Origin of the sequence: Mycolicibacterium phocaicum (assembly GCF_010731115.1) — a bacterium.
Classification (GTDB): Bacteria; Actinomycetota; Actinomycetes; order Mycobacteriales; family Mycobacteriaceae; genus Mycobacterium; species Mycobacterium phocaicum.
Genome location: NZ_AP022616.1, coordinates 3,190,985 through 3,217,670 on the forward strand (window position 1 = coordinate 3,190,985; position 26,686 = coordinate 3,217,670).

At 67.2% G+C, this 26,686-nt stretch carries 28 protein-coding genes; 12 read left to right on the forward strand and 16 right to left on the reverse strand.

The window, feature by feature from the left end:
• Positions 1-5: 5 nt before the first annotated feature.
• The gene (locus G6N46_RS15435) at positions 6-1,022 is read left to right on the forward strand and encodes a Dyp-type peroxidase (RefSeq protein WP_133428310.1); all 1,017 of its coding nucleotides are present in this window, start codon (positions 6-8) and stop codon (positions 1,020-1,022) included.
• Positions 1,019-1,816 carry a family 1 encapsulin nanocompartment shell protein gene (locus G6N46_RS15440; RefSeq protein ID WP_133428311.1) on the forward strand — a complete coding sequence of 266 codons (798 nt, stop codon included), beginning with the start codon at positions 1,019-1,021 and terminating at the stop codon, positions 1,814-1,816. The genes G6N46_RS15435 and G6N46_RS15440 overlap by 4 nt, the downstream gene beginning before the upstream one ends.
• Positions 1,817-1,887: 71 nt before the next feature.
• Here G6N46_RS15440 and purQ read toward each other — a convergent pair whose 3' ends face one another.
• Both purQ and purS read right to left on the reverse strand, forming a co-directional pair.
• Positions 1,888-2,562 (reverse strand): phosphoribosylformylglycinamidine synthase subunit PurQ, encoded by a 675-nt coding sequence (purQ, locus tag G6N46_RS15445; RefSeq protein WP_135355853.1) that lies wholly within the window; start codon positions 2,560-2,562, stop codon positions 1,888-1,890.
• Entirely contained in the window at positions 2,559-2,798 is a 240-nt protein-coding gene (gene purS / locus G6N46_RS15450; RefSeq protein ID WP_020098778.1) for a phosphoribosylformylglycinamidine synthase subunit PurS, read from the reverse strand. Before purS ends, purQ begins: the two co-directional genes overlap by 4 nt.
• Before the next feature lie 82 nt (positions 2,799-2,880).
• On the opposite strand from purS, the gene G6N46_RS15455 reads away from it, so the two are divergent.
• Both G6N46_RS15455 and G6N46_RS15460 read left to right on the forward strand, forming a co-directional pair.
• Entirely contained in the window at positions 2,881-3,531 is a 651-nt protein-coding gene (locus tag G6N46_RS15455) for an MBL fold metallo-hydrolase (protein ID WP_138247843.1), read from the forward strand.
• Positions 3,532-3,548: 17 nt separating this feature from the next.
• Complete coding sequence (locus tag G6N46_RS15460) at positions 3,549-4,142, forward strand: phosphatase PAP2 family protein (protein ID WP_138247842.1); 594 nt, start codon at positions 3,549-3,551, stop codon at positions 4,140-4,142.
• 3 nt (positions 4,143-4,145) lie between these two features.
• On the opposite strand, the gene G6N46_RS15465 is transcribed toward G6N46_RS15460, so the two are convergent.
• The 3 genes from G6N46_RS15465 to G6N46_RS15475 form a co-directional block, all read right to left on the reverse strand.
• Positions 4,146-5,786 (reverse strand): FAD-binding dehydrogenase, encoded by a 1,641-nt coding sequence (locus tag G6N46_RS15465; protein WP_138247841.1) that lies wholly within the window; start codon positions 5,784-5,786, stop codon positions 4,146-4,148.
• Between the two features lie 49 nt (positions 5,787-5,835).
• The gene (locus G6N46_RS15470) at positions 5,836-6,540 is read right to left on the reverse strand and encodes a DUF2334 domain-containing protein (protein ID WP_061002481.1); all 705 of its coding nucleotides are present in this window, start codon (positions 6,538-6,540) and stop codon (positions 5,836-5,838) included.
• 254 nt (positions 6,541-6,794) lie between these two features.
• A complete protein-coding gene (locus G6N46_RS15475) occupies positions 6,795-7,346 on the reverse strand; it encodes a TetR/AcrR family transcriptional regulator (protein WP_138247840.1) in 552 nt (183 codons plus the stop codon).
• Between the two features lie 80 nt (positions 7,347-7,426).
• On the opposite strand from G6N46_RS15475, the gene G6N46_RS15480 reads away from it, so the two are divergent.
• Positions 7,427-7,873 carry a DoxX family protein gene (locus G6N46_RS15480; RefSeq protein ID WP_133428317.1) on the forward strand — a complete coding sequence of 149 codons (447 nt, stop codon included), beginning with the start codon at positions 7,427-7,429 and terminating at the stop codon, positions 7,871-7,873.
• Here the strand turns inward: G6N46_RS15480 and G6N46_RS15485 are convergent.
• Positions 7,802-9,958, reverse strand: a complete 2,157-nt coding sequence (locus G6N46_RS15485) for a S9 family peptidase (RefSeq protein WP_163692781.1) — start codon at positions 9,956-9,958, stop codon at positions 7,802-7,804. The two genes, G6N46_RS15480 and G6N46_RS15485, sit on opposite strands and share 72 nt — an antisense overlap.
• On the reverse strand, positions 9,955-10,854 hold the full coding sequence (locus tag G6N46_RS15490) for a phosphoribosylaminoimidazolesuccinocarboxamide synthase (RefSeq protein ID WP_135355847.1): 900 nt from the start codon (positions 10,852-10,854) through the stop codon (positions 9,955-9,957). Before G6N46_RS15490 ends, G6N46_RS15485 begins: the two co-directional genes overlap by 4 nt.
• A 30-nt stretch (positions 10,855-10,884) precedes the next feature.
• Between G6N46_RS15490 and G6N46_RS15495 the strand changes: the two genes are divergently transcribed.
• From G6N46_RS15495 to G6N46_RS15505, 3 genes are all read left to right on the forward strand, one after another.
• Positions 10,885-11,514: a hypothetical protein gene (locus tag G6N46_RS15495; RefSeq protein ID WP_138247839.1), complete on the forward strand. Its 630-nt coding sequence runs from the start codon at positions 10,885-10,887 to the stop codon at positions 11,512-11,514.
• A gap of 380 nt (positions 11,515-11,894) precedes the next feature.
• Positions 11,895-12,758, forward strand: a complete 864-nt coding sequence (locus G6N46_RS15500) for a cyclopropane mycolic acid synthase family methyltransferase (RefSeq protein ID WP_138247838.1) — start codon at positions 11,895-11,897, stop codon at positions 12,756-12,758.
• A 74-nt stretch (positions 12,759-12,832) separates the two neighbouring features.
• Complete coding sequence (locus G6N46_RS15505; RefSeq protein ID WP_138247837.1) at positions 12,833-13,717, forward strand: cyclopropane mycolic acid synthase family methyltransferase; 885 nt, start codon at positions 12,833-12,835, stop codon at positions 13,715-13,717.
• Between the two features lie 72 nt (positions 13,718-13,789).
• On the opposite strand, the gene G6N46_RS15510 is transcribed toward G6N46_RS15505, so the two are convergent.
• Positions 13,790-15,001 (reverse strand): geranylgeranyl reductase family protein, encoded by a 1,212-nt coding sequence (locus tag G6N46_RS15510; RefSeq protein WP_138247836.1) that lies wholly within the window; start codon positions 14,999-15,001, stop codon positions 13,790-13,792.
• A 320-nt stretch (positions 15,002-15,321) separates the two neighbouring features.
• On the opposite strand from G6N46_RS15510, the gene G6N46_RS15515 reads away from it, so the two are divergent.
• Positions 15,322-15,930: a fasciclin domain-containing protein gene (locus G6N46_RS15515; RefSeq protein WP_407665194.1), complete on the forward strand. Its 609-nt coding sequence runs from the start codon at positions 15,322-15,324 to the stop codon at positions 15,928-15,930.
• 88 nt (positions 15,931-16,018) lie between these two features.
• The gene (locus G6N46_RS15520; RefSeq protein ID WP_138247834.1) at positions 16,019-16,876 is read left to right on the forward strand and encodes a cyclopropane mycolic acid synthase family methyltransferase; all 858 of its coding nucleotides are present in this window, start codon (positions 16,019-16,021) and stop codon (positions 16,874-16,876) included.
• A gap of 45 nt (positions 16,877-16,921) precedes the next feature.
• Here the strand turns inward: G6N46_RS15520 and G6N46_RS15525 are convergent, their stop codons facing one another.
• The 3 genes from G6N46_RS15525 to G6N46_RS15535 are packed head-to-tail and all read right to left on the reverse strand — an operon-like array spanning position 16,922 to position 20,193.
• Positions 16,922-18,139, reverse strand: a complete 1,218-nt coding sequence (locus G6N46_RS15525; protein WP_163692783.1) for a cytochrome P450 — start codon at positions 18,137-18,139, stop codon at positions 16,922-16,924.
• Positions 18,136-19,554: an adenylosuccinate lyase gene (gene purB, locus G6N46_RS15530; protein WP_061002494.1), complete on the reverse strand. Its 1,419-nt coding sequence runs from the start codon at positions 19,552-19,554 to the stop codon at positions 18,136-18,138. Before purB ends, G6N46_RS15525 begins: the two co-directional genes overlap by 4 nt.
• A gap of 24 nt (positions 19,555-19,578) precedes the next feature.
• Complete coding sequence (locus tag G6N46_RS15535; RefSeq protein ID WP_061002496.1) at positions 19,579-20,193, reverse strand: TetR/AcrR family transcriptional regulator; 615 nt, start codon at positions 20,191-20,193, stop codon at positions 19,579-19,581.
• A gap of 96 nt (positions 20,194-20,289) precedes the next feature.
• Here G6N46_RS15535 and G6N46_RS15540 point away from each other — a divergent pair, with 96 nt between their 5' ends.
• Positions 20,290-21,186 carry an alpha/beta hydrolase gene (locus tag G6N46_RS15540; RefSeq protein ID WP_163692785.1) on the forward strand — a complete coding sequence of 299 codons (897 nt, stop codon included), beginning with the start codon at positions 20,290-20,292 and terminating at the stop codon, positions 21,184-21,186.
• Positions 21,187-21,237: 51 nt separating this feature from the next.
• On the opposite strand, the gene purD is transcribed toward G6N46_RS15540, so the two are convergent.
• Complete coding sequence (gene purD / locus G6N46_RS15545; protein ID WP_138247832.1) at positions 21,238-22,506, reverse strand: phosphoribosylamine--glycine ligase; 1,269 nt, start codon at positions 22,504-22,506, stop codon at positions 21,238-21,240.
• 72 nt (positions 22,507-22,578) lie between these two features.
• Between purD and G6N46_RS15550 the strand changes: the two genes are divergently transcribed.
• A complete protein-coding gene (locus G6N46_RS15550) occupies positions 22,579-23,070 on the forward strand; it encodes an EspA/EspE family type VII secretion system effector (protein WP_082762005.1) in 492 nt (163 codons plus the stop codon).
• Between the two features lie 315 nt (positions 23,071-23,385).
• On the opposite strand, the gene G6N46_RS15555 is transcribed toward G6N46_RS15550, so the two are convergent.
• From G6N46_RS15555 to G6N46_RS15570, 4 genes are read right to left on the reverse strand one after another with little or no spacing between them, the layout of a single operon-like run.
• Positions 23,386-24,612 carry a hypothetical protein gene (locus G6N46_RS15555; RefSeq protein WP_138247831.1) on the reverse strand — a complete coding sequence of 409 codons (1,227 nt, stop codon included), beginning with the start codon at positions 24,610-24,612 and terminating at the stop codon, positions 23,386-23,388.
• A complete protein-coding gene (locus tag G6N46_RS15560) occupies positions 24,602-25,045 on the reverse strand; it encodes a carboxymuconolactone decarboxylase family protein (RefSeq protein WP_061002502.1) in 444 nt (147 codons plus the stop codon). The genes G6N46_RS15555 and G6N46_RS15560 overlap by 11 nt, the downstream gene beginning before the upstream one ends.
• Positions 25,045-25,899 carry an NAD(P)-dependent oxidoreductase gene (locus tag G6N46_RS15565; RefSeq protein WP_138247830.1) on the reverse strand — a complete coding sequence of 285 codons (855 nt, stop codon included), beginning with the start codon at positions 25,897-25,899 and terminating at the stop codon, positions 25,045-25,047. The genes G6N46_RS15560 and G6N46_RS15565 overlap by 1 nt, the downstream gene beginning before the upstream one ends.
• Positions 25,896-26,648, reverse strand: coding sequence for an SDR family oxidoreductase (locus tag G6N46_RS15570; protein WP_061002506.1), 753 nt, complete (start codon positions 26,646-26,648; stop codon positions 25,896-25,898). Before G6N46_RS15570 ends, G6N46_RS15565 begins: the two co-directional genes overlap by 4 nt.
• Between the last annotated feature and the right edge of the window lie 38 nt (positions 26,649-26,686).

The window sequence follows — 26,686 nt, forward strand, 5'->3', positions numbered from 1 at the left end:
GATTCGTGTGTCCCGCACGGCCTCAGCCCGTACTCACGACTTTGACGTCTGCCGCGATCTTTCTCATCGCCACCATCGATGAGGGCGCCGAGCCCGAAGTGCACGATGCGCTCACCGGGTTGTCGGGACTTGTTCGGGCAGTCGGATTCCGCACGCCCGCAAGCCGTCTGAGCCTGGTGACCGGCATCAGCTCGGACGCCTGGGATCGCTTGTTCAGCGGACCGCGGCCGGCCGGGCTGCACCCGTTCCCGGAATTGCAGGGTGCGCGTCACCACGCACCGTCGACGCCGGGCGATCTGCTGTTCCACATCCGGGCCAACGCCATGGACGTGTGTTTCGAGCTGGCCAGCCAGATTCTGAAGTCACTCGACGGCGCCGTGACGGTGATCGACGAGGTGCACGGATTCAAGTTCTTCGAGAACCGCGATCTGCTGGGCTTCGTCGACGGCACCGAGAACCCGGATGGTCCGGACGCCGTGGTCGCGGCACTGGTCGGCGACGACGACCCCGAATTCGCCGGTGGCAGTTACGTTCACGTGCAGAAGTACCTGCACGACATGGCGTCGTGGGAGTCGCTCAGCGTCACCGAGCAGGAACGGGTGATCGGCCGCAGCAAACTCGAGGACATCGAGATGGCCGACGACGTCAAGCCGCCCAACTCGCACCTTGCGCTCAACGTGATCGAAGACGACGACGGCAACCAACTGCAGATCGTGCGGGCCAACATGCCGTTCGGCCGCGTCGGCGCAGGGGAATTCGGCACGTACTACATCGCGTACTCGGCCGACCCGGCCGTCACCGAACGCATGCTGCGCAATATGTTCATCGGCGATCCGCCGGGCAACACCGATCGCATCCTGGATTTCTCCACCGCGGTCACCGGAGTGTTGTTCTTCACGCCCACAGTGGATTTCCTCGATGCCCCACCACCCCTGCCCGTCGCACCACCGGCCGAACCCGAAGCCCAACCCAAGTCCACCGGCACCCTGTCCATCGGCAGTCTGAAAGGTCAACCGCAATGAACAACCTGTACCGCGATCTCGCTCCGATCACCGCGGCCGCGTGGGCCCAGATCGAGGAGGAGGCCGCCCGGACGTTCAAGCGGCACATCGCCGGCCGTCGCGTCGTCGACGTCAGCGAACCGGGTGGGCCGAAGACGGCCGCGGTCAGCACCGGCCACCTCGTCGACGTCACGTCACCGGCCGACGGTGTGGTGGCGCACCTTCGCGAGGCACGCCAGCTGGTCCGCCTTCGCGTGCCGTTCACGGTGACGCGCACGGCCGTCGATGACGTCGAGCGCGGCGCACAGGACTCCGACTGGGACCCGGTGAAGGAGGCCGCCAAGAAGCTGGCGTTCTCCGAGGACCGGGCGATCTTCGAGGGCTACCCCGCCGCGCAGATCGAGGGCATCCGGGCCGCCAGCTCCAACCCGGCGCTGGCGCTGCCGAGCGACCCGCGCGGCTACCCGGACGTCATCTCGCAGGCCCTGTCGGAACTGCGCCTGGCCGGTGTGGACGGGCCGTATTCGGTGCTGTTGTCGGCGGAGGCCTACACCAAGGTCAGCGAGACCACCGAGCACGGCTACCCCCTGCTCGAGCACCTCAACCGACTGGTCGACGGTGAGATCATCTGGGCGCCTGCCATCGACGGCGCGTTCGTATTGTCCACGCGCGGAGGCGATTTCGATCTGCAGCTGGGCACCGACGTCACCATCGGCTACCTGTCCCACGATGCCGAGACGGTGCAGCTGTACCTGCAGGAGACGCTGACGTTCCTCGTGTACACCGCCGAGGCGTCCGTCGCGCTCGACAGCTGACGCAGCTGTCGATCCTGCGCTGAGGGTGCGAGCCACTCGCGGTTCTGCGCCCTCAGCGCGGGGTCAACGAATCAGGCGCTCAGAACCGCGTCGAGTGCCGAGAAGAAGATGCCGAGCCCGTCGTCGGACGGGCCGGTGAGCGCCTCGGTGGCGTGCTCGGGGTGCGGCATCAGGCCGACGACGCGGCCGTTGGCCGAGCTGATCCCGGCGATCGAGCGCATCGAGCCGTTCATGTTGTCGCGGTAGCGGAAGACCACACGGCCTTCGCCTTCGAGCTCATCGAGCACGTTCTCCGACGCGACGTACCGTCCTTCACCCGACTTGAGCGGGATCAGGATGTCGGCGCCGGATTCGTAACGGCTGCTCCACGCGGTCGACGTCGCGGTGACCTCGAGCCACACGTCGCGGCAGATGAAGTGCAGGCCCTCGTTGCGGGTCAGGGCGCCCGGCAACAGCCCGGCCTCGCACAGCACCTGGAAGCCGTTGCAGATGCCCAGCACGGGCATGCCCTTAGCGGCCGCTTCGACGACCGAGGTCATGACGGGCGCGAACTTCGCGATGGCGCCGCAGCGCAGGTAGTCGCCGTAGGAGAAGCCGCCGGGGACGATGACGGCGTCGACGCCCTTGAGATCGGGATCGGCGTGCCAGAGGCTGACGGCCTCACCGCCGACGGCCCGGACCGCCCGCGCCGCGTCGACGTCGTCGAGCGTGCCGGGGAAGGTGATGACGCCGACCTTCGTGGTCATGCGTTCTCCCGGTGCACCGAGAAGTCCTCGATGACGGTGTTGGCCAGCAGCGTCTCGGCGACGTGCTCCAGCGTCTCGTCGGACACCGTGTCGTCGACCTCGAGTTCGAATCGCTTGCCCTGGCGGACGTCGGACACTCCGGTGATCCCGAGGCGCCCCAGCGCTCCCACGATCGCCTGGCCTTGCGGGTCCAGGATCTCGGCCTTGGGCATCACGTGCACAACGACGCGGGCCACGCGCGCTCCTTTGTTCGGGTCGGATTGCTCGCGCTTACTCTACCGGCGCCCCTGTTCGCGGCGTTGCCCGCACAATGGACTGATGGAGCTGACGCACTTCGGACATTCCTGCCTGTTGGCCCGGTTCACCGATGGCGAAGCCGAGGCGACGGTCCTGTTCGACCCCGGCAACTTCTCGCACGGGTTCGAGGGCATCACCGGACTGGACGCGATCCTGATCACCCATCAGCACCCCGACCACGCCGACCCGGCCCGGCTCCCCGCCCTTGTCGAGGCGAATCCGCAGGCCAAGCTGTACGCCGACCCCATGACCGCGGCGCAACTGGGTGGTGCGTGGCAGGCCGTGCACGTCGGCGATACCCTGTCGATCGGTCACCTGACGGTGCGCGGCGCGGGCGGCACGCACGCCGTCATCCACCCGGACATCCCGATCATCGACAACATCTCGTACCTCGTCGGTGATGCTGGTCACGCCGCCCGCTTGATGCATCCGGGCGACGCGCTGTTCGTGCCGGACGAGCCCGTCGAGGTGCTGGCGGCGCCGGCCGCCGCGCCGTGGATGAAGATCGCCGAGGCCGTCGACTTCCTGCGGGCCGTCGCGCCGCGGCATGCGGTACCGATCCATCAGGGCGTCGTCGCCGAACAGGCCAAGGGCATCTACTACGGCCGGCTCGACGAGATGACCGACACCGACTTCCGGGTGCTGACACCCGAGCAGGAGATGCGGTTCTGAACACGCGACGGTTCTTGGTGTGGTGGCCGCTGGTCGGGTTCACCGCGACGATCGCGCTGGGCCTGGCCGTCAGGTCAGGTGACTCGGGGTTGGATCGCTGGTTCGTGGCGACGTCTCACGAACTCCTCGGCCCGCATCCGTACTGGATGCTGCTGCTGAACCGCGTCAAGGTGCTGGTGCCGCTCTACCTGCTGGCGGTGGGCATCCCGCTGTGGCGACGCGAATGGCGACTTGCCACCGCTGCCGCGTTGTGCCCCGTCATCTCGATCATCGGCGCCAAGGTGCTCAAGGTCCTGTTCGGCCGGCCCTGGTACGGCGAGAATCTGGCATACCCCAGCGGTCACACCACCGTGGCGATCACCGTCGCGGCCATGCTGGTGCTCGCGATCGGGATTCACCCGTGGAGTGTCACTCTCGCCGTAATCGGCGCCGCCATCCCGTCTATTGGCATGGCCAGCAACGGCTTCCACTACTTCACCGACATCATCGGCGGGGCGTTCTATGCCACAGGCATGGTGTGCCTGGCGGTCTTGGCGGCCGGCCCGCAGGCCCTGCACCATTCGCAAACCAGGGGCGCCTCCCACTGGGGAAGTGGAAGTGTTCGGCGGTAAACCTCAGCCGACGGCGCGGGCGGCAGCCCGTCCCGCCGCCCGGCCGGAGAAGATGCAGCCGCCCAGGAAGGTGCCTTCAAGCGCCCGGTAGCCGTGCACGCCGCCGCCACCGAAGCCGGCCGCCTCACCCGCCGCGTACAGCCCGTCGAGCACCGCGCCCTCGGGCGTCAGCACCCGGGAGTCGAGGTCGGTGTGCAAGCCACCCAACGACTTTCGGGTCAGGATGTGCAGCTTGACGGCGATCATCGGGCCGGCCTTGGGGTCGGTCAGTTTGTGCGGTCCGGCGATGCGGGCCAGCCGGTCCGGCAGGTAGGAGCGCGCGGCCCGGTAGGCGACGGTCTGGCCGTCGCTGGTGAGCTTGCTGGTCATCTCCTTGTCGCGGGCGGCGACCTCGGCCTCGACGGTCGCGTAGTCCAGCGGTTCGACGTCGGGCACCTTGTTCATGGCAGAAACCAAGTCGCGCAACGTGTTCGCCGCCACGAAGTCCACGCCCTTGTCGACGAACGCGCGGACCGGGGCGGGGCCACCACCCCGACTGCGTCCCAGCACTTCCCGCAGGTTCTTGCCGGTGAGGTCGGGATTCTGCTCCTGTCCGGACAGCCCGAACTCCTTGGCGATGATGCTCTGGTCGAGCACGAACCACGTGTAGTCGTAACCGGTTTGGCAGATGTACTCCAGCGTGCCCAGGGTGTCGTAACCCGGGTACAGCGGGTCGGGTAGCCGCTTGCCGGTGGCATCCAGCCACAGCGACGACGGCCCGGGCAGGATGCGAATACCGTGCAGCGGCCACACCGGGTCGTAGTTGGTGATGCCCTCGGTGTAGTGCCACATCCGGTCGTTGTTGATGACGCCGGCGCCGGCGGCCTGGCTGATGCCGAGCATCCGGCCGTCGACGTGCGCGGGCACACCGGACAGCAGTTGCCCGGGCACCCGCCCCATGCGCTCGGGCCAGTTCTGGCGCACCAGGTCGTGGTTACCGCCGATGCCACCGCTGGCGACGATCACCGCCTGCGCGCGGAACTCGAACTCCCCCACGGCGTTCCGCGAAGACGCCTCCCCGCGGGCGGTCGTCGACGGTTCCAGCACCGCGCCGCGTACACCGGTGACGGCGCCGCCGTCGACGATGAGTTCGTCGACCCGATGCCGGTGCGCGAACCGGACTTTCGGCTGCCCGACGACCCGTCGGGCGAAGACGTCGACCAGTGCCGGACCGGTGCCCCAGGTGATGTGGAAGCGCGGCACCGAGTTGCCCGGCCCCTTGCCGTCCCAGCCGCCGCGTTCGGCCCAACCGACCAACGCGAAGGTCTGCAGTCCCCGCTCACGCAGCCAGCTGCGCTTCTCGCCGGACGCGAAGTCGACGTAGGCGCGCGCCCACTGCTCGGGCCAGTGATCCTCGTCGCGGTCGAAACCCGCTGTGCGCAACCAATCTTCCAGCGCCCGCTCGTAGTTGTCGCGGATACCGACGCGACGCTGCTCGACACTGTCGACGAAGAACAATCCGCCGAACGACCAGAACGCCTGGCCACCGATGTTGGCCTCATTCTCCTGGTCGACGATCAGGACCGACCGGCCCCGCTCGAGCAGTTCGGCGGCGGCGACCAGTCCGGCCAGCCCGGCTCCCACGACGATGACGTCAGCGTCCATGGGGCCACGCTAGCGCCCCCTCGCGGTTGACGAGCCAGATGGCTCAGGTTCAGGCGGCCGCGTTCAATGCCGGGTCAGGTGCCCACTCGTAGGCCGCGGGCGCGCAACCGTGCATGAGCGACAAGTCGATGGCGTCGAGCATGGCCTGCCGCGGCCCGATCCGGCGCAGCTGGGCGGCGGCCACCGCGAGCCGGACGGTGCCGCCGCGCCGGGCCGTGCGCTCGGCGGCCAGCACCAGGGTGCGACACCACCAGGGCTCGGTGAGGAAGCCCTCGCCGATGCCGAAGACGCGCGACCGCAGGGTCGTCGAGCGCACCAGATCGGTGATGCCGCTGTCCCCGGCCAGCAGCCGGAAGCCGTTGCGCGGCAACGCCGTGATGGTGCCCTGCGATGCCGTCCAGCCGGGCGCCGCGAACAGGCGGGTACGCAGGCCGAGGTGCTCCAGGACCCGGTCGGCGCCCATCAGCCGCAGGTTCGCCTCGTGGGCGGGCAGGGCGGCGAACTCGCCACGGCGCTTCTTGCTGGCCGCTTCGTCGAACCCGTGCAGGACGACCGCGGCACCGCCGGCGCGACGGGCCGTCAGCCAGTCCACCGTCGTGGCGTCGCGGTCCAGCCGGTAGCCGCCCTTGAGCCGCGGGGCGACCAGCAGCGACGCGGGGATCTGCCGGGCGTCGAGTTCGGCACAGAAGTCCGCGACATCGCCCAGCGTGCGGTCCCGGATCCCCGAGATCGAGACGATCAATTGGCCAGCCATGTAAGCAGTGTGACAACGTCAGGTGTCCCGTCGGTTGCCGTGACATTGGTGCCGCCTGAACACTGGCCCTTTTCTCGCGCCCCAGAGCGCCCGCCTTTGCCGCGAGCGGCCGTGTTTGTACGCCAACACGCCGACGCATGTGTGCGAAATGGGGCCACTCGGCGGCCGTGAGCGACACGTTTCCGCACGCAGATTGCGGCGTGTTGCCGTACAGACACGGCCGCTCGCGGGAGGTGGGGTGCGGGAAGTGGGGGCTAGCCGGAGAAGAGGATGCGGGCGAGGCGTTCGGCGGTGTCGACGGGGTCGGCGTCGGTGACGGCGCCGTTGAGGGTGAGCAGGGCGAAGCCGTGGACCAGCGACCACGCGGCCAGAGCCGAGCCGTCGGGGTCGCGCTGGGCATTGGGATCGGCCAGGGTCGCGACGCCGCCCGTGAGTTCCGCGGCGGCCTCGGCTTCGGCGGCGCGCAGGGCCGGGTCGGCCGCGTCGTAGAGCATCTTGTCGAACATGACGGCGTAGTGGCCGGGGTGGTCGAGGGCGAACTGCACATAAGCCCTTGCCGCGTAGGCGAATTCAGGTTTGGCTTCGTGGAGAGCGCCAGCCAGGAGGGTGAAGCCCTCCGTCGCGAGGGCGGTGAACAAACCCCGCCGATCGGTGAAGTGGTGCGCCGGCGCCGCGTGCGACACACCGGCGGCGCGGGCCAACTCACGCAACGAGATGGTGTCGGCGCCGCGTTCGGCGACGAGCGCAGCCGCCTGCACCAGGATGACGGCCTTGAGGTCGCCGTGGTGATAGCTCTGCCTGGCCATGTCCGCATCCTATCTTGACAGTGTCAAGTTCCAGGATATCCTTCAATCTAGACGTCGACTAGATTATGGAGGCGCAGCCCATGGCCGTTCTTCTCGCTCTCGTGTTGGGCAGTTTGGCCGCGCGCGTAGCCGGCTGGTTCGGGGTCGGTTACGTCGACAGCTGGCCGAGCGCCATCGCGGTCGGCCTGGCCCTGATGTTCTTCATGACCGGCGTCGCGCACTTCACCCCGGGCATGCGGCGCGACATGATCGCGATCGTCCCACCGCGGCTGCCCTCGCCGGAACGTCTGGTGGCCATCACCGGCGTGCTCGAACTGCTCGGCGCTGTCGGGCTCCTGTTTCCGCCCACTCGCGTCGCGGCCGCGATCTGCCTGTTCCTGCTGATGCTGGCCATGTTCCCGGCCAACATCTACGCCGCGCAGATGCCCGACACCCCGCCGTCCATGACGGCGAATCTAGGTGTGCGCTCCGTCCAGGAGGTCGTCTACCTGGCCGCTGCCATATTTGTCGCGGTCCGCGGTGGCTAGCACCCAGGCGTACTGGAACGCGGCTTCTTTCCAGCGTTCGTAACGCCCACTGGTGCCGCCGTGCCCGGCGGCCATCTCGGTCTTGAGCAGGACGGGATGGTCGTCGGTCTTGGTGCTGCGCAGCGCGGCAACCCATTTCGCCGGTTCGACGTAGTACACGCGGGTGTCGTTGAGCGACGTCATCGCCAGGATCGCCGGGTAGTCCTGGGCCGTCACGTTCTCGTACGGCGTGTAGGACTTCATGTAGTCGTAGACGTCCTTGTCCGCCAACGGATTACCCCACTCGTCCCACTCGGTGACGGTGAGCGGCAACGACGGATCGAGGATGGTGGTCAGGGCGTCGACGAAGGGCACCTGCGCCAGGATCCCGGCGAACAGCTGCGGCGCCATGTTGGCGACCGCACCCATCAGCAGGCCACCGGCACTGCCGCCGAGGGCCACGAGATTCTCCGGCCGGGTGACGCCGGTGGCGATGAGATGCTCTGCGGCACTTATGAAGTCGGTGAAGGAGTTCTTCTTCTCCAGCAGCTTGCCGTGCTCGTACCAACCGCGTCCCAACTCGCCGCCGCCACGCACATGCGCGATGACGAACACCACGCCGCGGTCCAGCAGCGACAGTCGCGCGATCGAGAAGCGCGGGTCCTCGCAGGACTCGTAGGCGCCGTAGCCGTACAGCAGCGCCGGCGCCGGCGTCGGCGCGCCCGCCCGCTGGATGATCGACAGCGGCACCTTCGTGCCGTCGGCCGCCACGGCCCAGTCCCGGCGCTCGAGATAGTCCTGCGGCCGGTAGTCACCGAGAACCGGCTGCTCGCGCAACAGGATTCGTTCCCCGGTGGCCAGGTCCAGGTCATAGATCCGCACCGGGATGACGAACGACGTCGCCCCCACCCGCAGCCGCGGCGACGACCAGTTCGGGTTGCCCGAGAGGCCGACCGACATCAGTTCCGACTCGAAGGCGATCTCCTGGGTGTCGCCGTAGTTGCCGTCGGAATCGAAGGGCCACAGCTGAATCCGCGGCAAGGCTTCGCGGCGATAACTGACCACCAACTGGTCGGCGAACGCGTCGACACCATCGAGGCGCACGTCGTCGCGGTGCTCGATGAGCGTGCGGGCGCCCTCGATGCCGGCCAGCGGGGCAGCGGACACCGGCACATCCACGAGGGTGAAGTTCTCGGCGCCGTCGTTGTGCAGGATCAGGAACCGATCCTCGCCGCCGACCACCGCGTGCTCGACCGAGTACTCCACGGAATCCTTGCGCGGCAACACGACCGTGAACTCGGCCTTGGAATCGCGCGCGTCGGCGTAGCGCACCTCGGAGGTGACCGCGCTGCCGGCCGCGATGAAGATGTACTTGTCACTGCGGGTGCGGCCCACGCCCACCCAGAACCGCTCGTCGGATTCGTGGTGCACCTTCTCGCCCGGCAGCCCGGAGCCCAGGCGGTGTCGCCAGACGGTGTCGGGCCGCCAGGCCTCGTCGACCGTGACGTAGTAGAGCGTCCGGTTGTCGGCCGCCCAGGTGCCGCCCGCGCCGATGCCGGTGATCCGGTCGTCGTACAGCTCACCCGTGCGTAAATCCTTGAACTTCAACGTGTATCGCTCGTCGCCGACGGTGTCGACGGAGAACGCCAGGATGTTGGCGTCGACACTGACGGTGGCCGCGCCGAGAGAGAAGAAGTCATGCCCCTCGGCCTCGACGTTCTCGTCCAGCAACACCTGCTCGCCGGGGACCTCGGTGTGCTCGTCGAGCTGCGGCGGGGTCCAGTCGTCGGGATCGCTGATGGGGCACCGGCAATGCACGCTGTACTGCTTGCCCTCGAAGCTGCGGGCGTAGTACCACCAGTCGCCGCGACGGGTCGGCACCGACAGGTCGGTCTCTTTGGTACGGGCCTTGATCTCGTCGAAGATCTTCTGCCGCAACGGTTCCAGTGGTGCGGTGATCTCCTCGGTGTAGGCGTTCTCCGCGTTCAGGAGTGCGAGCACCTCGGGATCGTTCTTGTCGCGCATCCACTCGTACGGGTCGATGAACACGTCGCCGTGGTGTTCGCGGCGATGCTCGACCTTCTTGGCGATCGGCGGGGTGCTCACGCGCCGACCCAATCGGCAAAGCGGCGGCCCGAAATCCGTTCGTACGCTTCGATGTATCGCGCCCGGGTGGCCTCGACGATGTCGTCGGGCAACGGCGGGGGCGGGGTGTCACCGGCGCGGTCCCAGCCGGAGTCCGGGCCGGTCAGCCAGTTCCGGACGAACTGCTTGTCGAAGCTGGGCTGCACCACACCTTCGGTGTAGCCCTCGACCGGCCAGTACCGCGACGAGTCCGGTGTCAGCACCTCGTCGGCGAGTACCAGCCCGCCGTCGGCATCGACTCCGAACTCGAACTTGGTGTCCGCCAGGATGATTCCCTTGGTCAGCGCGTGCGCGGCGGCGGCGCTGTAAACCTTCAGGGTCTCGTCACGCAGCTGCTCGGCCCGCTCGGTGCCGACGAGCTTCACGACGGCGTCGAACGCGATGTTCTCGTCGTGCGCCCCGATCTCGGCCTTGGTCGCCGGCGTGAACAGCGGCTCACCGAACCGGCTGGCCTCTGTCAGCCCCTCGGGTAGCGCGATGCCGCATACCTGGCCCGTCTTGCGGTAGTCGATGAGCCCCGAACCGGTCAGGTAACCGCGCGCCACGCACTCGACCGGCATCATGTCCAGGCTGCGCACCACCAGGGCGCGGCCCAGCACCTCGGCGGGGATGCGGTCGTCATCGGCCGGGCCGGCGAGGTGGTTGGCGGTGCCCAGCTGCTCGGCCAGGTAGTCGAAGAAGAAGACGCTCATGGCGGTAAGGACGCGGCCCTTGTCCGGGATCTCGCTGTCGAGGACATAGTCGAAAGCCGAGATCCGGTCCGATGCGACGAACAGCAGGTGGTCGTCGTCGATGCGGTACAGGTCGCGAACCTTGCCGCTGGTCAGATGCCGGTAGTCGGACAAAGCTGGGCGCATCGGACCACCCTATCTGTTGGGATGGGTGGCATGAGTTCGCGCTACGTGCCCTACGCCCGGACGCCGGGCCGGTTGCTCGCCCAGCTGACCAGCGACGTCGTCGCGCTGGTGTGGTTCGTCATCTGGATCTCCGTCGGCGTCGCGGTGCACAGCGCGATCGCCACCATCGCCGACGTCGGGCGCCAGGTGCACGACGGCGCCGACGGTGTCGCGGACAGCCTGGCCTCCGCCGGCCACAACGCCGACGGCATTCCCCTGATCGGGAAGGCGTTCAGGGCCCCGTTGCGGTCGGCCGGCCACGCCGCGGTCGACATCGCAGGCGCGGGTGACAGCCTGAACAGCACCGCGAGCTGGCTGGCCTGGGTGCTCGCACTGGCAGTGGCGCTACCGCCGATCCTCGCCGTGGCGATGCCGTGGCTGGCACTGCGGATCCGGTTCTTCCGCCGTAAGTGGACGGCGGTGACGCTGGCCTCGACCGACGCCGGCGAGCAGCTGCTGGCGTTCCGGGCGCTGGCCAACCGGCCGTTGGCAAAGCTGACCGAGGTTTCCGACGACCCGGTGAATGCCTGGCGCACCCACGACACCATCGCGATCCGGAAGCTGGCGGCGCTCGAGTTACGGTCGGCCGGCCTGCGCCCAGCCCGCACCACCTCGTCCTGACGGACGACACCCGACGTTTCGTGGGCGTTTGCTCTTGCATTGCCGCTGAGTCGTTGCTTCACTGGTAAGCCGTCGGCAACATATTCCAGGGCTTCTCTGGCTGATCGCTCCAGCAGCGCGGGCACCGCCAGACCGCGAATTCCTGTGCTGCTGATCGCTGCGCCGATGTCGCTCCAGCAACCGGGCAAATCCATCAATTTCGGCGCCCGACCCATCCAACTGAAACCTGGCAACGAATCCCAGTTGTCGTGCTCGTGAACCGTACGGGCACCACACACGTGTACAGGGCACAGCACCTCCCTACGAGCCGTCGACGTCGCCGGCTGAGCGAGGTGTGCGCGCGATCAGTGTTCTCAGGCCGTCGGCCTGGAGAGGAAGCCATGGCAGAAAAACTCAAACCGCATTTTGCGGATGTCCAGGCGCATTACGACCTGTCAGATGATTTCTTCAGACTATTTCTGGATCCGAGCCAGACCTACAGCTGTGCGTATTTCGAGCGCGACGACATGACGCTGGAACAGGCCCAATTGGCGAAGATCGACCTCGCGCTGGGCAAGCTGGGCCTCGAGCCCGGCATGACACTGCTCGACGTCGGCTGCGGCTGGGGCGCGACGATGCGGCGCGCCGTCGAGAAGTACGACGTCAACGTCGTCGGGCTGACACTGTCGAAAAACCAAGCCGCATATGTCAATCACCTGCTCGACGGCGTGGACACGAAGCGTTCGCGCCGCGTGTACCTGGAGGGGTGGGAACAGTTCGACGAACCGGTCGACCGGATTGTGTCCATCGGCGCGTTCGAGCACTTCGGCCACGACCGCTATCCGGCGTTCTTCCAGATGGCCTATGACGCGTTGCCGCCCGACGGCGTCATGCTGCTGCACACCATCTGTGGCATCGACCCGCGCCGGGCCGCGGAAATGGGCATCCAGCTGACGTTCGCGTTGGCCAGGTTTGTGAAGTTCATCGTGACCGAGATCTTCCCCGGTGGCCGGCTGCCGTCCATCGAGATGGTCGAAAACCTCTCCACCGCAGCCGGATTCCGCGTGACCCGCGTGCAGTCGCTGCAGCCGCACTATGCGAAAACCCTCGACCACTGGGCCGAGGCACTCGAGGCGCACCGCGACGAGGCCATCGCGATCCAGTCGGTGGAGGTCTACGACCGGTACATGAAATATCTGACCGGCTGCGCCGACATGTTCCACCGCCGCCAGGTGGACGTCAATCAATTCACTCTGCAGAAGTAACCGACCACAACAGCCTGTCATCAGACCGCTATCACAAAGACGTGGCATAGCGCTGCGTTGGAAAGCACGGATCCATGCCTGCTGGTTCCCAAGAAGAAATGCGTCCGCATTTCGAAGAGATCCAAGCCCACTACGACCTGTCCGACGACTTCTTCGCCCTGTTCCAAGACCCGTCGCGCACCTACAGCTGCGCGTACTTCGAACCGCCGACCTTGGACCTTGAACAAGCGCAGCTCGCCAAGATCGATCTCAACCTCGACAATCTCGACCTCAAACCGGGAATGACGTTGTTGGACATCGGTTGTGGCTGGGGCGCCACCGCACGACGCGCAGTCGAGAAGTACGACGTCAACGTCATCGGATTGACCCTGTCGAAGAACCAGAGGGCGTTCACGCAACAACTCCTGGACGATATCGACACCGAGCGAACCCGCCGGGTGCTGCTGCAGGGGTGGGAACAGTTCGACGAGCCCGTCGACCGGATCGTGTCCATCGAAGCCTTCGAGCACTTCGGTTTCGAACGCTATCCGGATTTCTTCAAGAAGTGCTTCGACATTCTTCCCGCCGACGGTCGGATGACCATTCAGAGCAGCGTCGGTTTCCATCCGTACCAGTTGAACGCAGACGGTAAGAAGGTCACCTTCGAAACCGCCCGCTTCATCAAATTCATCGTCACCGAAATCTTCCCGGGCGGCCGGATTCCGACGACGGACATGATGATCGAGCACGGCGTACTTGCCGGTTTCGTCGTCCCCGAGGCCATCTCCCTACGGCCGCACTACATCCGGACGCTCAAGACGTGGGGCGACGCGCTCGAGGCCAATCATGCGAAGGCGGTGGAAATCCAGTCCGAGGAGGTCTACCAGCGCTTCATGAAGTATCTGCGCGGGTGCGAACGCTATTTCACCGAAGGCCTGCTCGACGTCACGCTCGCCAGTTACCACAAGCGCACGGCCTAGGTAAGCGTGCGACCGGCCCGCGCGGGCCGGTCGCACGTTGAATACGTTGACGCACGGTGCTTTTGAACATCCCTACGATTCGGTACCCGGACCCGCCGAATGCGGCGAGGTTGCGGGGTCGGACCATTGCTCCCAGAACAGCAGCCTCGCCCGCACCGACGGATTGCTGACGGCGTCGAGCGTGCGCACCCCGGCAGCCGCGATCGCAGGCACACCGACCAGCCGGTGGAACCATCGACCGCGGCGATATTCCTTGCCCCATGCCGCTTCCACTCGCTGGGTGTAGTTGGTGAAATCGTCTGGCCCACCGTTGGTCAGCGCCGCGATGGCGCATTCACCGGCCGCCAGTCCGGATTGCAACCCCTTGGAGATCCCCGCACCTGAAGCCGGCCTCGCCGCTCCGAGCGCGTCGCCGGCGAACAAGACACCGGGACGCCACGGTGGCCACGCCGTGAATCCCATCGGTAGCCGCCACGCCCGTACGGCCTTCGCTTTCATCAACTCGCCGACCGACGGTAGCTGCCACTCATGGGGTAGTCCGGCCAGGAACTCGCCCAACAACTGGGTAGCGTTGATCTGCTGCCACTGCTTGTAGCTGTTCACATATCCGAGACCGATGTTCACCCGGCCCCCGCCGAGTGGGAAAACCCAGCCATAACCCGGCAGCTGATCGCCGCGGAACCTCAGTTGCAAGTGCACATCGAGCGAGTCGACGTCCGGTCGATTGGCGGACATCTCGGCCCGGATCGCGATCGCGGCGTAACCGTTGTGCTGCGAGACGAGATTCAGGGCCCGCTTGACCGGCGAATGGGCGCCGTCTGCGGCAATCACCGCATCAGCTGCGACCCGTTCACCGCTTTTGAGCACCACTCCTGCCACGCGCCCACCGTCATCGAGGATCGGTCCGGCGACCTCGGTGCCGCGGCGCACCTCGGCACCGCAGAACTCGGCCCGGTCGAGCAGCATCAAGTCGAGATCCAGTCGGCGCGCCACGTGACCGTGATCAGGCATCCCCGGGCGGTCCGGGAATGCCAGGTCCCAGCGGCTCGGACTGTAGACGGTGGCCCGATTCACGCGGTGGAACTTCGCGACCTGCTCAGCGAGTCCCATCTTCTGGATGTAGCTGACGGCCCGCGGTGTCAAGCCATCACCACACGGCTTGTCTCGGGGGAACTCAGCCTTGTCCAGCAACAGCACGCGAGCCCCTGCCTGCGCCGCCTGCCATGCGGCCGCCGACCCTGCCGGGCCGCCGCCCACTATCGCCACGTCAAATCCCTGCGTCATCTGGTTTCACTCTCGTCCGACGCCCGAGCCACCACGCTGCGGGTCGCAGGAGGGGTTCGGAGCCAGGGGCGGCCCGGATGGGTGCGGCAGCGAATTCGGTGTCTTCGGGTACACGAGTCTGGCCGTTCCCTCCCTTCAGTCGAATCACGTTGGCGGACAGACCTCATCCATCTGCCCGCAGACCTATCCAAACGCGCCAGGGCTCCGAACCAGTAAACAAAGAACAAACCACGGCGGCAGTCGTCCGTACAAAGGAGACCCTGATGCAATACCCTCGCTACCCACACATCGCAGCCGCCGGCCTGTCGATCGCCGCCGTCATGGGTTTATCAGCGTGTTCCGACGCCGGCACCAACTCGGCGCCCTCGGCTGCGCCGAGTACAAACATGGCTTCGATGCCAAGTGCTGCCACGGCAGCGACATCGACTCCGCCTGTCACGGCTCTCGTGGGCCCTGGTTGCGAGGCCTACGCACAGCAGGTCCCCACCGGGCCGGGTTCTGTCGCCGGGATGGGGTTGCACCCTGTCGCGACGGCAGCCTCCGACAATCCGATGTTGACCATGCTGACGGCGGCGCTGTCGGGCAAGTTGAACCCGAACGTGAACCTGGTCACGACTCTGAACAGTGGCCAATACACCGTCTTCGCACCCACCGACGATGCCTTCAAGAAGCTGCCGGCAGCGACCCTGGATTCTCTCAAGACGGACTCCGCCACCCTGACCAAAATCCTGACGTATCACGTTGTGCAAGGCCAACTCTCGCCCGCGGCAGTGGCCGGAACGCACACCACCCTCGAACGCTCTCCGGTGACCGTTACCGGCGACGGCGCAGATCTGAAGGTCAATGACGCCGCACTCGTGTGCGGCGGAGTCAAGACCGCGAATGCCACGGTGTACATGATCGACTCGGTCCTGATGCCGCCGAAATGACGGAATCACACCGCGATCCCGATATCCGTTGCCATCCAACGTTTCTCATAACCCACTGAATCCAGTTGAACCGCCAGGAAGGAACACCATGGCGCAGAATCTTCAACCGCATTTCGCGGACGTTCAAGCCCACTATGACTTGTCCGACGACTTCTTCAGACTGTTCCTGGACCCCAGCCAGACCTACAGCTGCGCATACTTCGAGCGCGACGACATGACACTCGAACAAGCCCAAATAGCCAAGATCGACCTCGCCCTCGGAAAGCTCGGCCTCACACCGGGAATGACGCTGCTCGACGTCGGCTGCGGCTGGGGCGCCACCATGCGCCGCGCCATCGAGAAGTACGACGTGAACGTCATCGGCCTCACCTTGTCCAAAAACCAGGCCACCCACGTCGAACGGCTCTTCGAGAACATGAACACCACCCGCTCCCGTCGCGTCCTGCTCGAAGGCTGGGAACAATACGACGGAACCGTCGACCGGATCGTATCCATCGGCGCGTTCGAGCATTTCGGTCACGAACGCTATCCGGCGTTCTTCCAGATGGCCTACGACGTCCTCCCGCCCGACGGCGTCATGCTGCTGCACACCATCTGCGCCACCGATCCGCGTTACACGAACCTGCCTGTGACGATCGACCTGCTGCGGTTCGTCAAGTTCATCATGACCGAGATTTTCCCGGGTGGCCGGCTGCCGTCCGCCCCGATGGTGCGTCAGCACGCCGCGGCGGCCGGATTCAAGGTGACTCGAGTCCAGTCACTGCAGCCGCACTACGCGCGCACCCTCGACCTCTGGGCCGAAGCCCTGGAGACGCACCGCGACGAAGCAATCTCAGTGCAATCGGTCGAGGTCTACGACCGGTACATGAAATATCTGACCGGGTGCGCGAAAATGTTCCGGCTGCGCCAGGTCGATGTCCATCAATTCACCCTCGAAAAGTCGTGATTTGTGCACGATTTTCCGCGCCAGGCGCGGATTTTCGTGCACAGATCACGACAGGGAAACCCAGAGGTGCCGGAGGCCGGTGTGCCGGTTGCTGCGGGTCCATTCAGGTGGCTCGACCACCTGGATGTCCGGGAACCGGGTCAGCAGCTCCTCGAACAGCACCCGCAGCTCCAGGCGGGCCAGGTTGGCCCCCAGGCAGTAGTGCAGCCCCTGCCCGAATCCCAAGTGCGGGTTGGGCTTGCGGGTCACGTCGAACGTCATGGGGTCGGCGAACACCAGCTCGTCGCGGTTGGCCGAACCTTCCCACACGACCACCTTCTGCCCCGGCTCGATATCGCAGCCGCCCAGCGACACGGCACGCGTCGCGGTGCGCCGCTTGGACGGCGACGGCGAGGTCCAGCGCACCATCTCCTCGATCGCCGACGGCAGCAGCGACAGGTCGGCGCGCAGCAGCGCCAACTGAGATGGGTTCTCGCACAACGCCAGCAGTCCGCCGGCAACCGAGTTCCGGGTGGTCTCGGCGCCCGCACTGAACAGCAGGTTGAAGAACAGGTACACCTCGAGATCGGAGACGCCCTCGGCGTTGGCCACCACCGACAGCATGTCGTCGGTCGGTTCGGCCCGCTTGGCGGCGATCAGCTCCATGCCGAAGTTGTACATCCGGGAGCCGGCTTCCTCCACCGACAACCGGGTGATGGCGGCCTTGCGTGAGCCGCCGAAATCGAAGCTCGGCTCGATGGCCTCGAACAGCCAATGCCGTTGTGACTCAGGGATACCCATCAGGATGCAGATCATCTGCATGGGTAGCTCGGCGGCGATGTCGACCAGGAAATCGAACGGCACGCCCGGGGTCACCGCGTCCAGCAGTGCCCGGCTACGCACCCGCAGGTCGTCCTCGACCCGCGCGATCATCCGTGGCGTCAGCCCCGACGACACCAGCCGCCGAATCTCCGCGTGCCGCGGATCGTCCATCATGTTCAGTACCTGGCCGGCGATCGACAGGTCCTGGATCAGCGTCCCGCCGAACGGTCGCGAGCCGCCCGTCACAGACGAGTACGTCACCGGATCACGCAGCACCGCAAGGGTTTCCGCGTGGGTGGCGACCGACCAGAAGCCTTCGCCGTCCGGGGTGTTGTCGGTCGGCTCGTGCCAGTACACCGGAGCTTCCGCGCGGTGCCGCGCGAACAACTCGTGCGGGAAGCCCGACGCGAAGTTGTCGAGGTCGGTCAGGTCGACCCCGGCCAAGCTTCCCGCCAAGGTCACAGGATGGCGCCCGAGGTGTACTTGGCCGCTTCCGGGTACTGCGCCACCAGGCGGTCCACCGCGGCGACGACGGCGTCGACCTGGTCGCCGGCGGCGCCGCTGAACGCCTGCTTGTCGGCCAGTGCCGCGTCGAGCTCGACGCGGTCCAGCGGGAGGCGCGGATCGGCGGCCAGCCGGTCCAGAAGGTCTGGCTCCAAACCCTTTTCGCGCATCGCGAGCGCGACGGCGACGGCGTGCTCCTTGATGACCTCGTGCGCCGTCTCGCGGCCGACGCCGGCGCGCACCGCCGCCATCAGGATGCGGGTCGTCGCCAGGAACGGCAGGTAGCGGTCCAGCTCGCGCTGGATGACGGCCGGGTAGGCGCCGAACTCATCGAGCACCGTCAGGAACGTCTCGGTCTGGCCGTCGATGGCGAAGAACGCGTCGGGCAGCGCGACGCGGCGTACCACCGAGCAGAAGACGTCGCCCTCATTCCATTGCGCCCCAGCCAGTTCCGCGGCCATGGAGCCGTAGCCGCGCAGTACGACCTGCAGGCCGTTGACGCGCTCGCACGAGCGGGTGTTCATCTTGTGCGGCATGGCCGACGAGCCGACCTGCCCGGGCGCGAAGCCTTCGGTGGCCAGTTCGTGGCCGGCCATCAGCCGGATGGTGTGCGCGAACGACGACGGGCCGGCGCCCAGCTGCACCAGCGCGGACAGCACGTCGTGGTCCAGTGACCGCGGGTACACCTGCCCGACGGAGGTGAAAACCTCGGTGAATCCAAGAAACTCAGCGATTCGGCTTTCCAACTTGCCCAGCCGCGAGGCGTCACCGCCGAATAGGTCCAGCATGTCCTGCGCGGTGCCCATCGGGCCCTTGATGCCGCGCAGCGGGTACCGGTCGATCAGCTCCCGCAGCCGGGTCAGCGCGACCAGGGTCTCCTCGGCGGCCGAGGCGAACCGCTTGCCGAGCGTGGTGGCCTGCGCCGCGACGTTGTGCGAGCGACCGGCCATCACCAGGTCGCGATACAGCGCGGCGCGCTCGGCGAGCCGGGCCACCACCGCGACGCCGTGCGAGAACACCAGTTCCAGCGACTGCCGGATCTGCAACTGCTCGACGTTCTCGGTGAGGTCGCGGCTCGTCATGCCCTTGTGGACGTGCTCGTGGCCGGCCAGCGCGTTGAACTCTTCGATGCGCGCCTTGACGTCGTGCCGGGTGACGCGTTCCCGCGCGGCGATGGAATCCAGGTCGACCTGGTCCAGCACCCGCTCGTAGTCCTCAACGACGCCGGACGGTACGGCCACGCCCAGTTCGGACTGCGCGCGCAGCACGGCCAGCCACAGCCGGCGTTCGGCGACGATCTTGTTCTCCGGCGACCAGATGGCCACCATCTCGTCGCTGGCGTAACGATTGGCCAGCACGTTGGGGATGCTCACGGGACTACAGCCTACTAAGCCCGCTTATAGGGCGACCCGGCGTTCTTGGTCGAAGGGCGCCAGGACGTCGATGACGTCCACGAGGGTCGCCCGGGCAGTCGCGCGCGGGCCGTCACCGTCGCTCACCATCGACGCCACCACCGCACCGTCGACGGCGCAGACCAGCGCCGTGAGCAGTTCGGCGCGCACCGAGCGCCCGGATCGCTCCACCACCTCGATGACGGCATCGGACCGCTGCTTGAGGATGCGTCGCTGCACGTCGCGCAGCCCGGGCTGACGGGCGCAGGCGATGTACCGCTCATAGCGGGAAATCAACTGGTCGGACGCCCGGGTGCTGTCACCGACCAGCAGGTCGACCAGCAGATCCGCCGTCGCGTCTGCGCCGCGGCGGCGCCGCGACAACGCCGAGACGCGCATGCGCAGCTGCTGAGATTCCGATTCTCCGACGTGCTCGACCGCCTTTTCGATCAGGTCGTCGAGGGACGAGAAGTAGTACGTCGTGGAGGCCAGCGGCAGCCCGGCCCGCTGCGCCACGGCGCGGTGCCGGACAGCGTCGAAGCCGCCCTCACACAGCAGCTCGGCGGCAGCGCTGACCAGCGCATACCGTCGCCGTTCCCCCTTTGGGGTGACTGCTGTCATCACCCCGTAAATGCTGCCAGGAATGGTCACGCGACGATCACGATTTCACGTAATCCATTAGGCATTACTCAGGAATGCCGGGCTGCGGCCGATGGCATGATGGCGGCCATGGCAGAGCTGAGCCGACGCGCCGTCCTCCGTCTCGGAGCCGGCGCCGCCGCAGGGGCCGCCGGCGCGTTCGCGTTGGGGTCGACGTTCAACCGCCCGACCGTCACCGCGACCCCGGTGACAATGACGAGCGTCGGGGCGCCGCTCGCGCCACCCCCGGCCGTCGCCGATCCGGCACCCACCTACGTGACCGGTTCATTCGTCTCGCAGGCCCGCGGTGGCGTCTCGACCAACTGGGCCATCGCCCGCCCGCCGGGCCAGACCGCGCCACTGCGGCCCGTGATCGCGCTGCACGGCAAAGGCAGCGACGCCGCGACGGTGATGGCCGGCGGCGTCGAACAAGGGCTGGCACAGGCCGTGGCCGCGGGGCTGCCGCCGTTCGCGGTCGTGGCCGTCGACGGCGGTGGCGGCTACTGGCACAAGCGGGCTTCGGGGGAGGATTCGGGCGCCATGGTGCTCGATGAGCTGATCCCGATGCTGGCCTCGCAGGGCCTCGACACCTCGCGGGTGGGTTTCCTGGGCTGGTCGATGGGCGGCTACGGCGCGCTGCTGCTGGGGGCCCGGCTGGGCGCGGCCCGCACCGCGGCGATCTGCGCCGTCAGCCCGGCGTTATGGACGTCATCGGGCGCGACGGCTCCGGGCGCCTTCGACGGTGCGGCCGACTACGCGGCCAACTCGGTGTGGGGTCTGCCCGGGCTGGCGGGTATCCCGATCCGCATCGACTGCGGCGACAGTGACCCGTTCTACTCGGCGACCAAGCAGTTCATCGCCCAGCTGCCCAACGGCGCCGCGGGTGGCTTCTCCCCCGGCGGCCACGACGCGTCGTTCTGGAGCGCGCAGCTGCCGGCCGAGATCTCCTGGCTGGCCCCGCTCCTCGTCCAGTGATTTGTGCACGAAAATCCGCGTCTGCCGCGGAAAATCGTGCACAAATCCCGGCTAGAGCGAGATGCGGCCTTCGGCGGCAGCGAGGCCGATGTCGGTGCGGAAGTGGCTGCCCGGCAGGCGAATCGACTCGATGATCCGGTAGGCCTCGGCCCGCGCGGCCGCCAGGTCCGCACCGGTGCCCACCACCGACAGCACCCGGCCGCCGGAAGAGACGACGCTGCCGTCGTCGCGGCGGCTGGTGCCCGCGTGCAGCACGCCGGCCGTCTCCGATCCGGTGATCACGTCCCCGACGCGGGGGCGACCCGGGTAGTTCTCGGCGGCCACGACGACCGTGACGGCCGACCCGTCCTGCCACTGCAACGCACCGACAGAATCGAGGGTGCCGGTGGCGGCGGCGTTGAGCAGCGTGCCCAGTGGGGTCTGCAGCAGTGCCAGCACGGCCTGGGTCTCGGGATCGCCGAAGCGGCAGTTGAATTCGACGACGGCCGGGCCCTTCGAGGTGATGGCCAGGCCGGCGTACAGCAGGCCCGAGAACGAGCTGTCACGCCGAACCAGTTCCGCGGCAACGGGTTTGACGACCTCGTCGACGATCTGGTCGACGACCGCTGCGGGCAGCCACGGTAGCGGCGTGTAGGCGCCCATGCCGCCGGTGTTGGGTCCGCTGTCGTTGTCGCCGACGCGCTTGAAGTCCTGCGCGGGCAGCAGCGGCACCACGGTCTCGCCGTCGACGACGCAGAACAGCGACACCTCGGGCCCGTCGAGGAACGACTCGAGCAGCACCGGGTGGCCGGATTCGAGCAGTTCGGCGGCGTGGGCGCGGGCGGCCTCCCGGTCCGCGGAGACGACGACGCCCTTGCCGGCGGCCAGCCCGTCGTCCTTGACGACCCAGGCCTGTTGGCCGGCGGGCGGGCCGAAGCGGTCCAGGGCGGCGTCGAGGTGGGCGGGGTTGTCGACGATCTCGCTGGTCGCGGTGCGCACGCCGGCCGCGGCCATGACGTCCTTGGCGAACGCCTTGGAGCCTTCGATGCGGGCGGCGTCCTTGGACGGCCCGAAGGTGGCGACGCCGGCCGCGCGCAGCGCGTCGGCCACACCCAGCACCAACGGCACCTCGGGGCCGATCACGACCAGGTCGGCGGCGAGCTTCTTGGCCAGCGCGAGCACCTCGTCGGCGGCGGTGATGTCGACGTCGTGCTGCTCGGCGACGGCGGAGGTACCGGCATTGCCGGGGGCGACAGCCAGGTAGTCCACCTGGGGGTCGCGGCTCAGGGCGAGCAGCAGGGCATGTTCACGGGCACCGGAGCCGATCACGAGGACGCGCACAGCCACACCCTAGTAGCTGGTCGGCTCGTCCTAAACTGGGCAGGCCCGACGCACGCGAGGAGGTCCGCACCGGTGGAGCCGCTGGATGCCTTCCTACTGATGTGGGAGCGGGCCCGCGCCACCTTCGGCGAGGGCGTTCCGCACGACCGCTCCGAGTTCGACAAGAGCGAGCAGCTGCGCGCACTCCAGGATCAGGTGAAGGCCGCGGGTCCCGGTCCGCACTGGACCGGCGGCGCGGCCGACCGCTACGCCGAGGCCAATGACAAGCACGCCCAGGCCCTCGGCCGGCTGGCCGACCTCGACAAGCGCGTGGGCGACGAACTCGAGCGGTCCGCAGACGTGGTCAACGGCGGACGCCGCGAACTCGACGCTCTCAAACACTGGGTGACCGACCTCGCCGACGAAGCCAAGAAGACGCCGACCGCCGCCGCCGACCACGCGCTGTGGTCGGCGATCGGCAAGGCCAGCGGCGACGTCGCCGACATCATCACGCGCTCACACACCGACCTGTCGGGAGTCGCCGGCCGAATCCAGAGCCTCGACAGCGAGTTCGACGACTTCTGAGCGGCTCAGACCGTGCCCGTACGGATTTGACCCTGCGTCCACTCACACATCTACTCGGTCATTTGTGGCGTCAACGCAAGGTCAAACGCAGAAGTCACCTCTCACCCCACTGCCTTTGATCCGGAGCTGTCACCGATCGCGACATTGTCATCATGGGCTGACATGGTCAGCCCGGGCTGACAGCTTCGGCCGACATGTGCCCCAGGGAGAGCTGATCGAGCCGAGCTACCTAGCCACCGGTGACGTTGACTGCGAACTCACGCACACGTTTTCTCGACTTTCTGCGTCGTCAGTTCGCAGTCAACACAGACGCTCCTACACCACCGTCAGCGGCAGGGACTTGCGTTCCTCGAAAACCCACGCCGCGCCGCTACTGACCTTGCACACCGAGACCTCGCCGAGTTCCTTTGCCGGGGTGTCGGTTTCGATGAACCGGACGGTCCAGTCGGTGGCATCGCCGGAGACTTCGGCGCGCAGCAGCGGGTTGACGGCCGTCGCGATGGCCTGCAGCGGCAAGTCCGACTCCGGCGACACCAGGGTGATCCAGGCGCCATCCTCGTGTGCGGGTGACGGGCGCACGTGCGCCTCGCTGCCCGAAACCTCGACGCACACATACGCGGCCGGATTGAGGAGCGGATGCAGCTCGAGTACCCGCAAGGCCCCGGCGGCGTCGTTCGGCAGGTCCAGCACCTTCTGGATCCGCTCGGCCGCCACGCCGGAGATGCCGATCAGGGACTTGGTCCGGATGGACCGTTCCTTCTCGGCGTCGCCAGCACAACGGGCCCGCACGGCCAGCGCGAAAGACAGCACCAGCAGGTGCATCTGCAGGCACACCTCGTCGGCGATGCGCACCAGCGCCGAGTGCGAGAACGCCGAGAAATCGACGTCGCTCACCAGCGGGCCCGAGTAGTCGGCCTGGCCCTCGTCCGCCGGATCGATGTCGTCGAGCTCGCACCGGTAGGCGTTGGTCGCGCCGATGACGTCGAGCTGTGGGATGAAACCGACCTCGGGATGGGACTCGTCGATGATGACGGTCCACGCGCACGCCGGCGTCCGATCCGCCGGGACGCGCGGCGGCCGGTGGATGGGCCGCACCTGGCAGCGCCGGTTGGTCGCGAGCGCTGTCGCGTCGAACGTCGGGTCCTCGATGTCGTGGCACATGCCGCGCACGTAATCGGGGCCCATGGGCTCGACGTCCATGAGCGCACCGCAGTGGTCCAGGTGGAATTCGCCGTGCCAGCGGTCGTGCACGGTGTACCGGAAGTCCATGAACTGCGGGGGCGCGCCGATGTCGAGCTGCAGGCCCTTGAAGATCGTGATGACGTCCACGCCTTCGTACTTCAGCGCCTTCTGCATCCGCTTGGTGTAGAGCGGGCTGGACCCGGCCCACTCCTCGATGGCGACCTGCAGCATCTCTTCCCGGCCGAATTCGACTATGCACCAGGCCATTCCGGCGCGGTCGATGAGCTGGCCGATCAGCAGCAGCTCGGGCACCAGTGCCGCCAGCTCAGCACGCGACAGCGACGCGTACCTACTTGTCATCGAGCTCGCTCCCGGTGTTCATCTTGACGGCGGCATTGACATTGGCCTTGCGGTCCTCTGCCACGCCCTTCTCGGCGGCCTTGCGCCGCCTCGCGACCACCTTGGACACGGCGCCGTTGAACGCCGACCCGAGGGGGAAGCCGAGGTACTGCGTCAGGAAGATGCCGATGTCCTTGAGCTCGGCCTCGGTGAATTCCTCGTTGAGCAAGGCGGCGTTGATCTGAATCTCGGCGAGGTCCTGCGAGCCGACAGCGGTGACGCACGTGAACGTCATCAGGCGCTTCTCCCGCATCGACAGTCCGGGCTTGCTCCAGATGGTGCCGAACAGGTGATCCACGGTGAGGTCGAAGTACGGGTCGCCCTCGATGTTGGGCATCTCCCAGCCGTAGACCTCGTTCATCTTCGCCAGGCCCTTGGCGCGCAACTCGTCCATCAAGACTCCTTCACATGCGGTACGCCGAGACCCTCGGCGAGGTTGGCCAGCGCCAGCTCCGCAAGCGGAAGATCCACTCCCACAGCCGAACCCAGCCCCAGCGCCAGTGACAGGTCCTTCTCGGCCAGCCCGCGGGTGTGGACGAACATGTTGTAGAGGAAGTGGTCGGGCGCCAGCGGTTTGGTGTCGTCACGCGCCATGATGGCGCCGGGGCCGCCCGACTGCGCGTCACTGTGCCGCACCACGCGTCCCAGCTTCTGCAGGTCGATGCCCGATGCCTCGGCGAGTTTCTGCGCCTCACACGCGGCGGCAAAACCGATGAACGTCAGCATGTTCCGCGCCAGCTTCATCTTGGTCCCGGCGCCGGGCTCGCCGGCCCGCACGACCAATGACGCCCACTGCTTGAAGACGGGCTTGACCTTGTCATAGGCCTCGTCGTCGGCGCCGACCATGACCGCCAGCTCACCCTGGCTCGCCGCATGGGCGCCGCCGCTCACCGGAGCGTCGACGATGTGGATCCCCTTGGGCCGCAGCTGCTCGGCCAGCTCGACGGCTGTCGTCGGCTCGATGGTGGAGTGGATCGCGATCACCGTGCCGGGCGCGGCATGCTCGGCCAGCTGCGTCACGACGTCACGGACCTGCTCATCGTTGAGCACCGTCACGCTGATGACGTCGGCCTTGGCCACCTCGGCGACGCTGCCGGCCAGGGTGGCGCCGAGCTCGCTGAACGGCGCCATGGATTCGGCGCGGACGTCGAAAACGATAAGCCCGCCGGGCCATTCGGCCAGGCGCTTGGCCATGGGGGCACCCTGGTTGCCCAGCCCGATATACCCCAGCTTCACGTCAGAACTCATGACCGGATGATCTGTCCGCCGTCGACGTTGAAGATCTGCCCGGTGATCCAGCTGGCCTCGTCGGACAGCAGGAACAGGCACATGCCGGCGAGGTCTTCGGGCGTGCCCATGCGCGCCAGCGGCAGGGTCTGCACGATCTGCTTGACGATGGCCTGCGGCGTGGTGCTGCGGTTGGCCTCGGTGTCGATCGGGCCGGGCGCGATCGCGTTGATCCGGATGTTGCGCCAGCCCAGCTCGCGCGACAGCTGCTGCGTCAGGCCGTTGACACCGACCTTGGCCAGACCGTAGAAGTTGGCGTAAACCCATGCCGCGGTGGAGGACTGGTTGACGATCGATCCGCCGCCCCGCTTCTCCATGTGCGGGAACACCGCGCGGGTACACACCAGCGCACCGTCGAGGTTGACGCTCATGAACTTGCGGTAGTAGTCCCAATCGACGGTCAGCAGACCGTCGAGCTTCATGCCGCCGAAGATCGCGGCGTTGTTCACCAGGTAGTCGATGCCACCGAATTCCGCGACGGCCGCCGCGGCCATCTCGTTGGCCGAGTCGATGTCCGACACGTCGACCCGCACGGCCAGCGCCTTGCCGCCGTCGGCCTTGATGCCGGCGGCCACCTTCTCGGCGCCCTCGACGTTGATGTCGGCGATGACGACCGCGGCGCCTTCCCGGGCCAGCGCCTCGGCGTAGACCTGGCCGATGCCGCCGCCCGCCCCGGTCACGATCGCGACCTTGTTCTCAAACCTGCTCATGATTTCCTCTCGAATAACGCTTGTCAGTCAACAGTTCT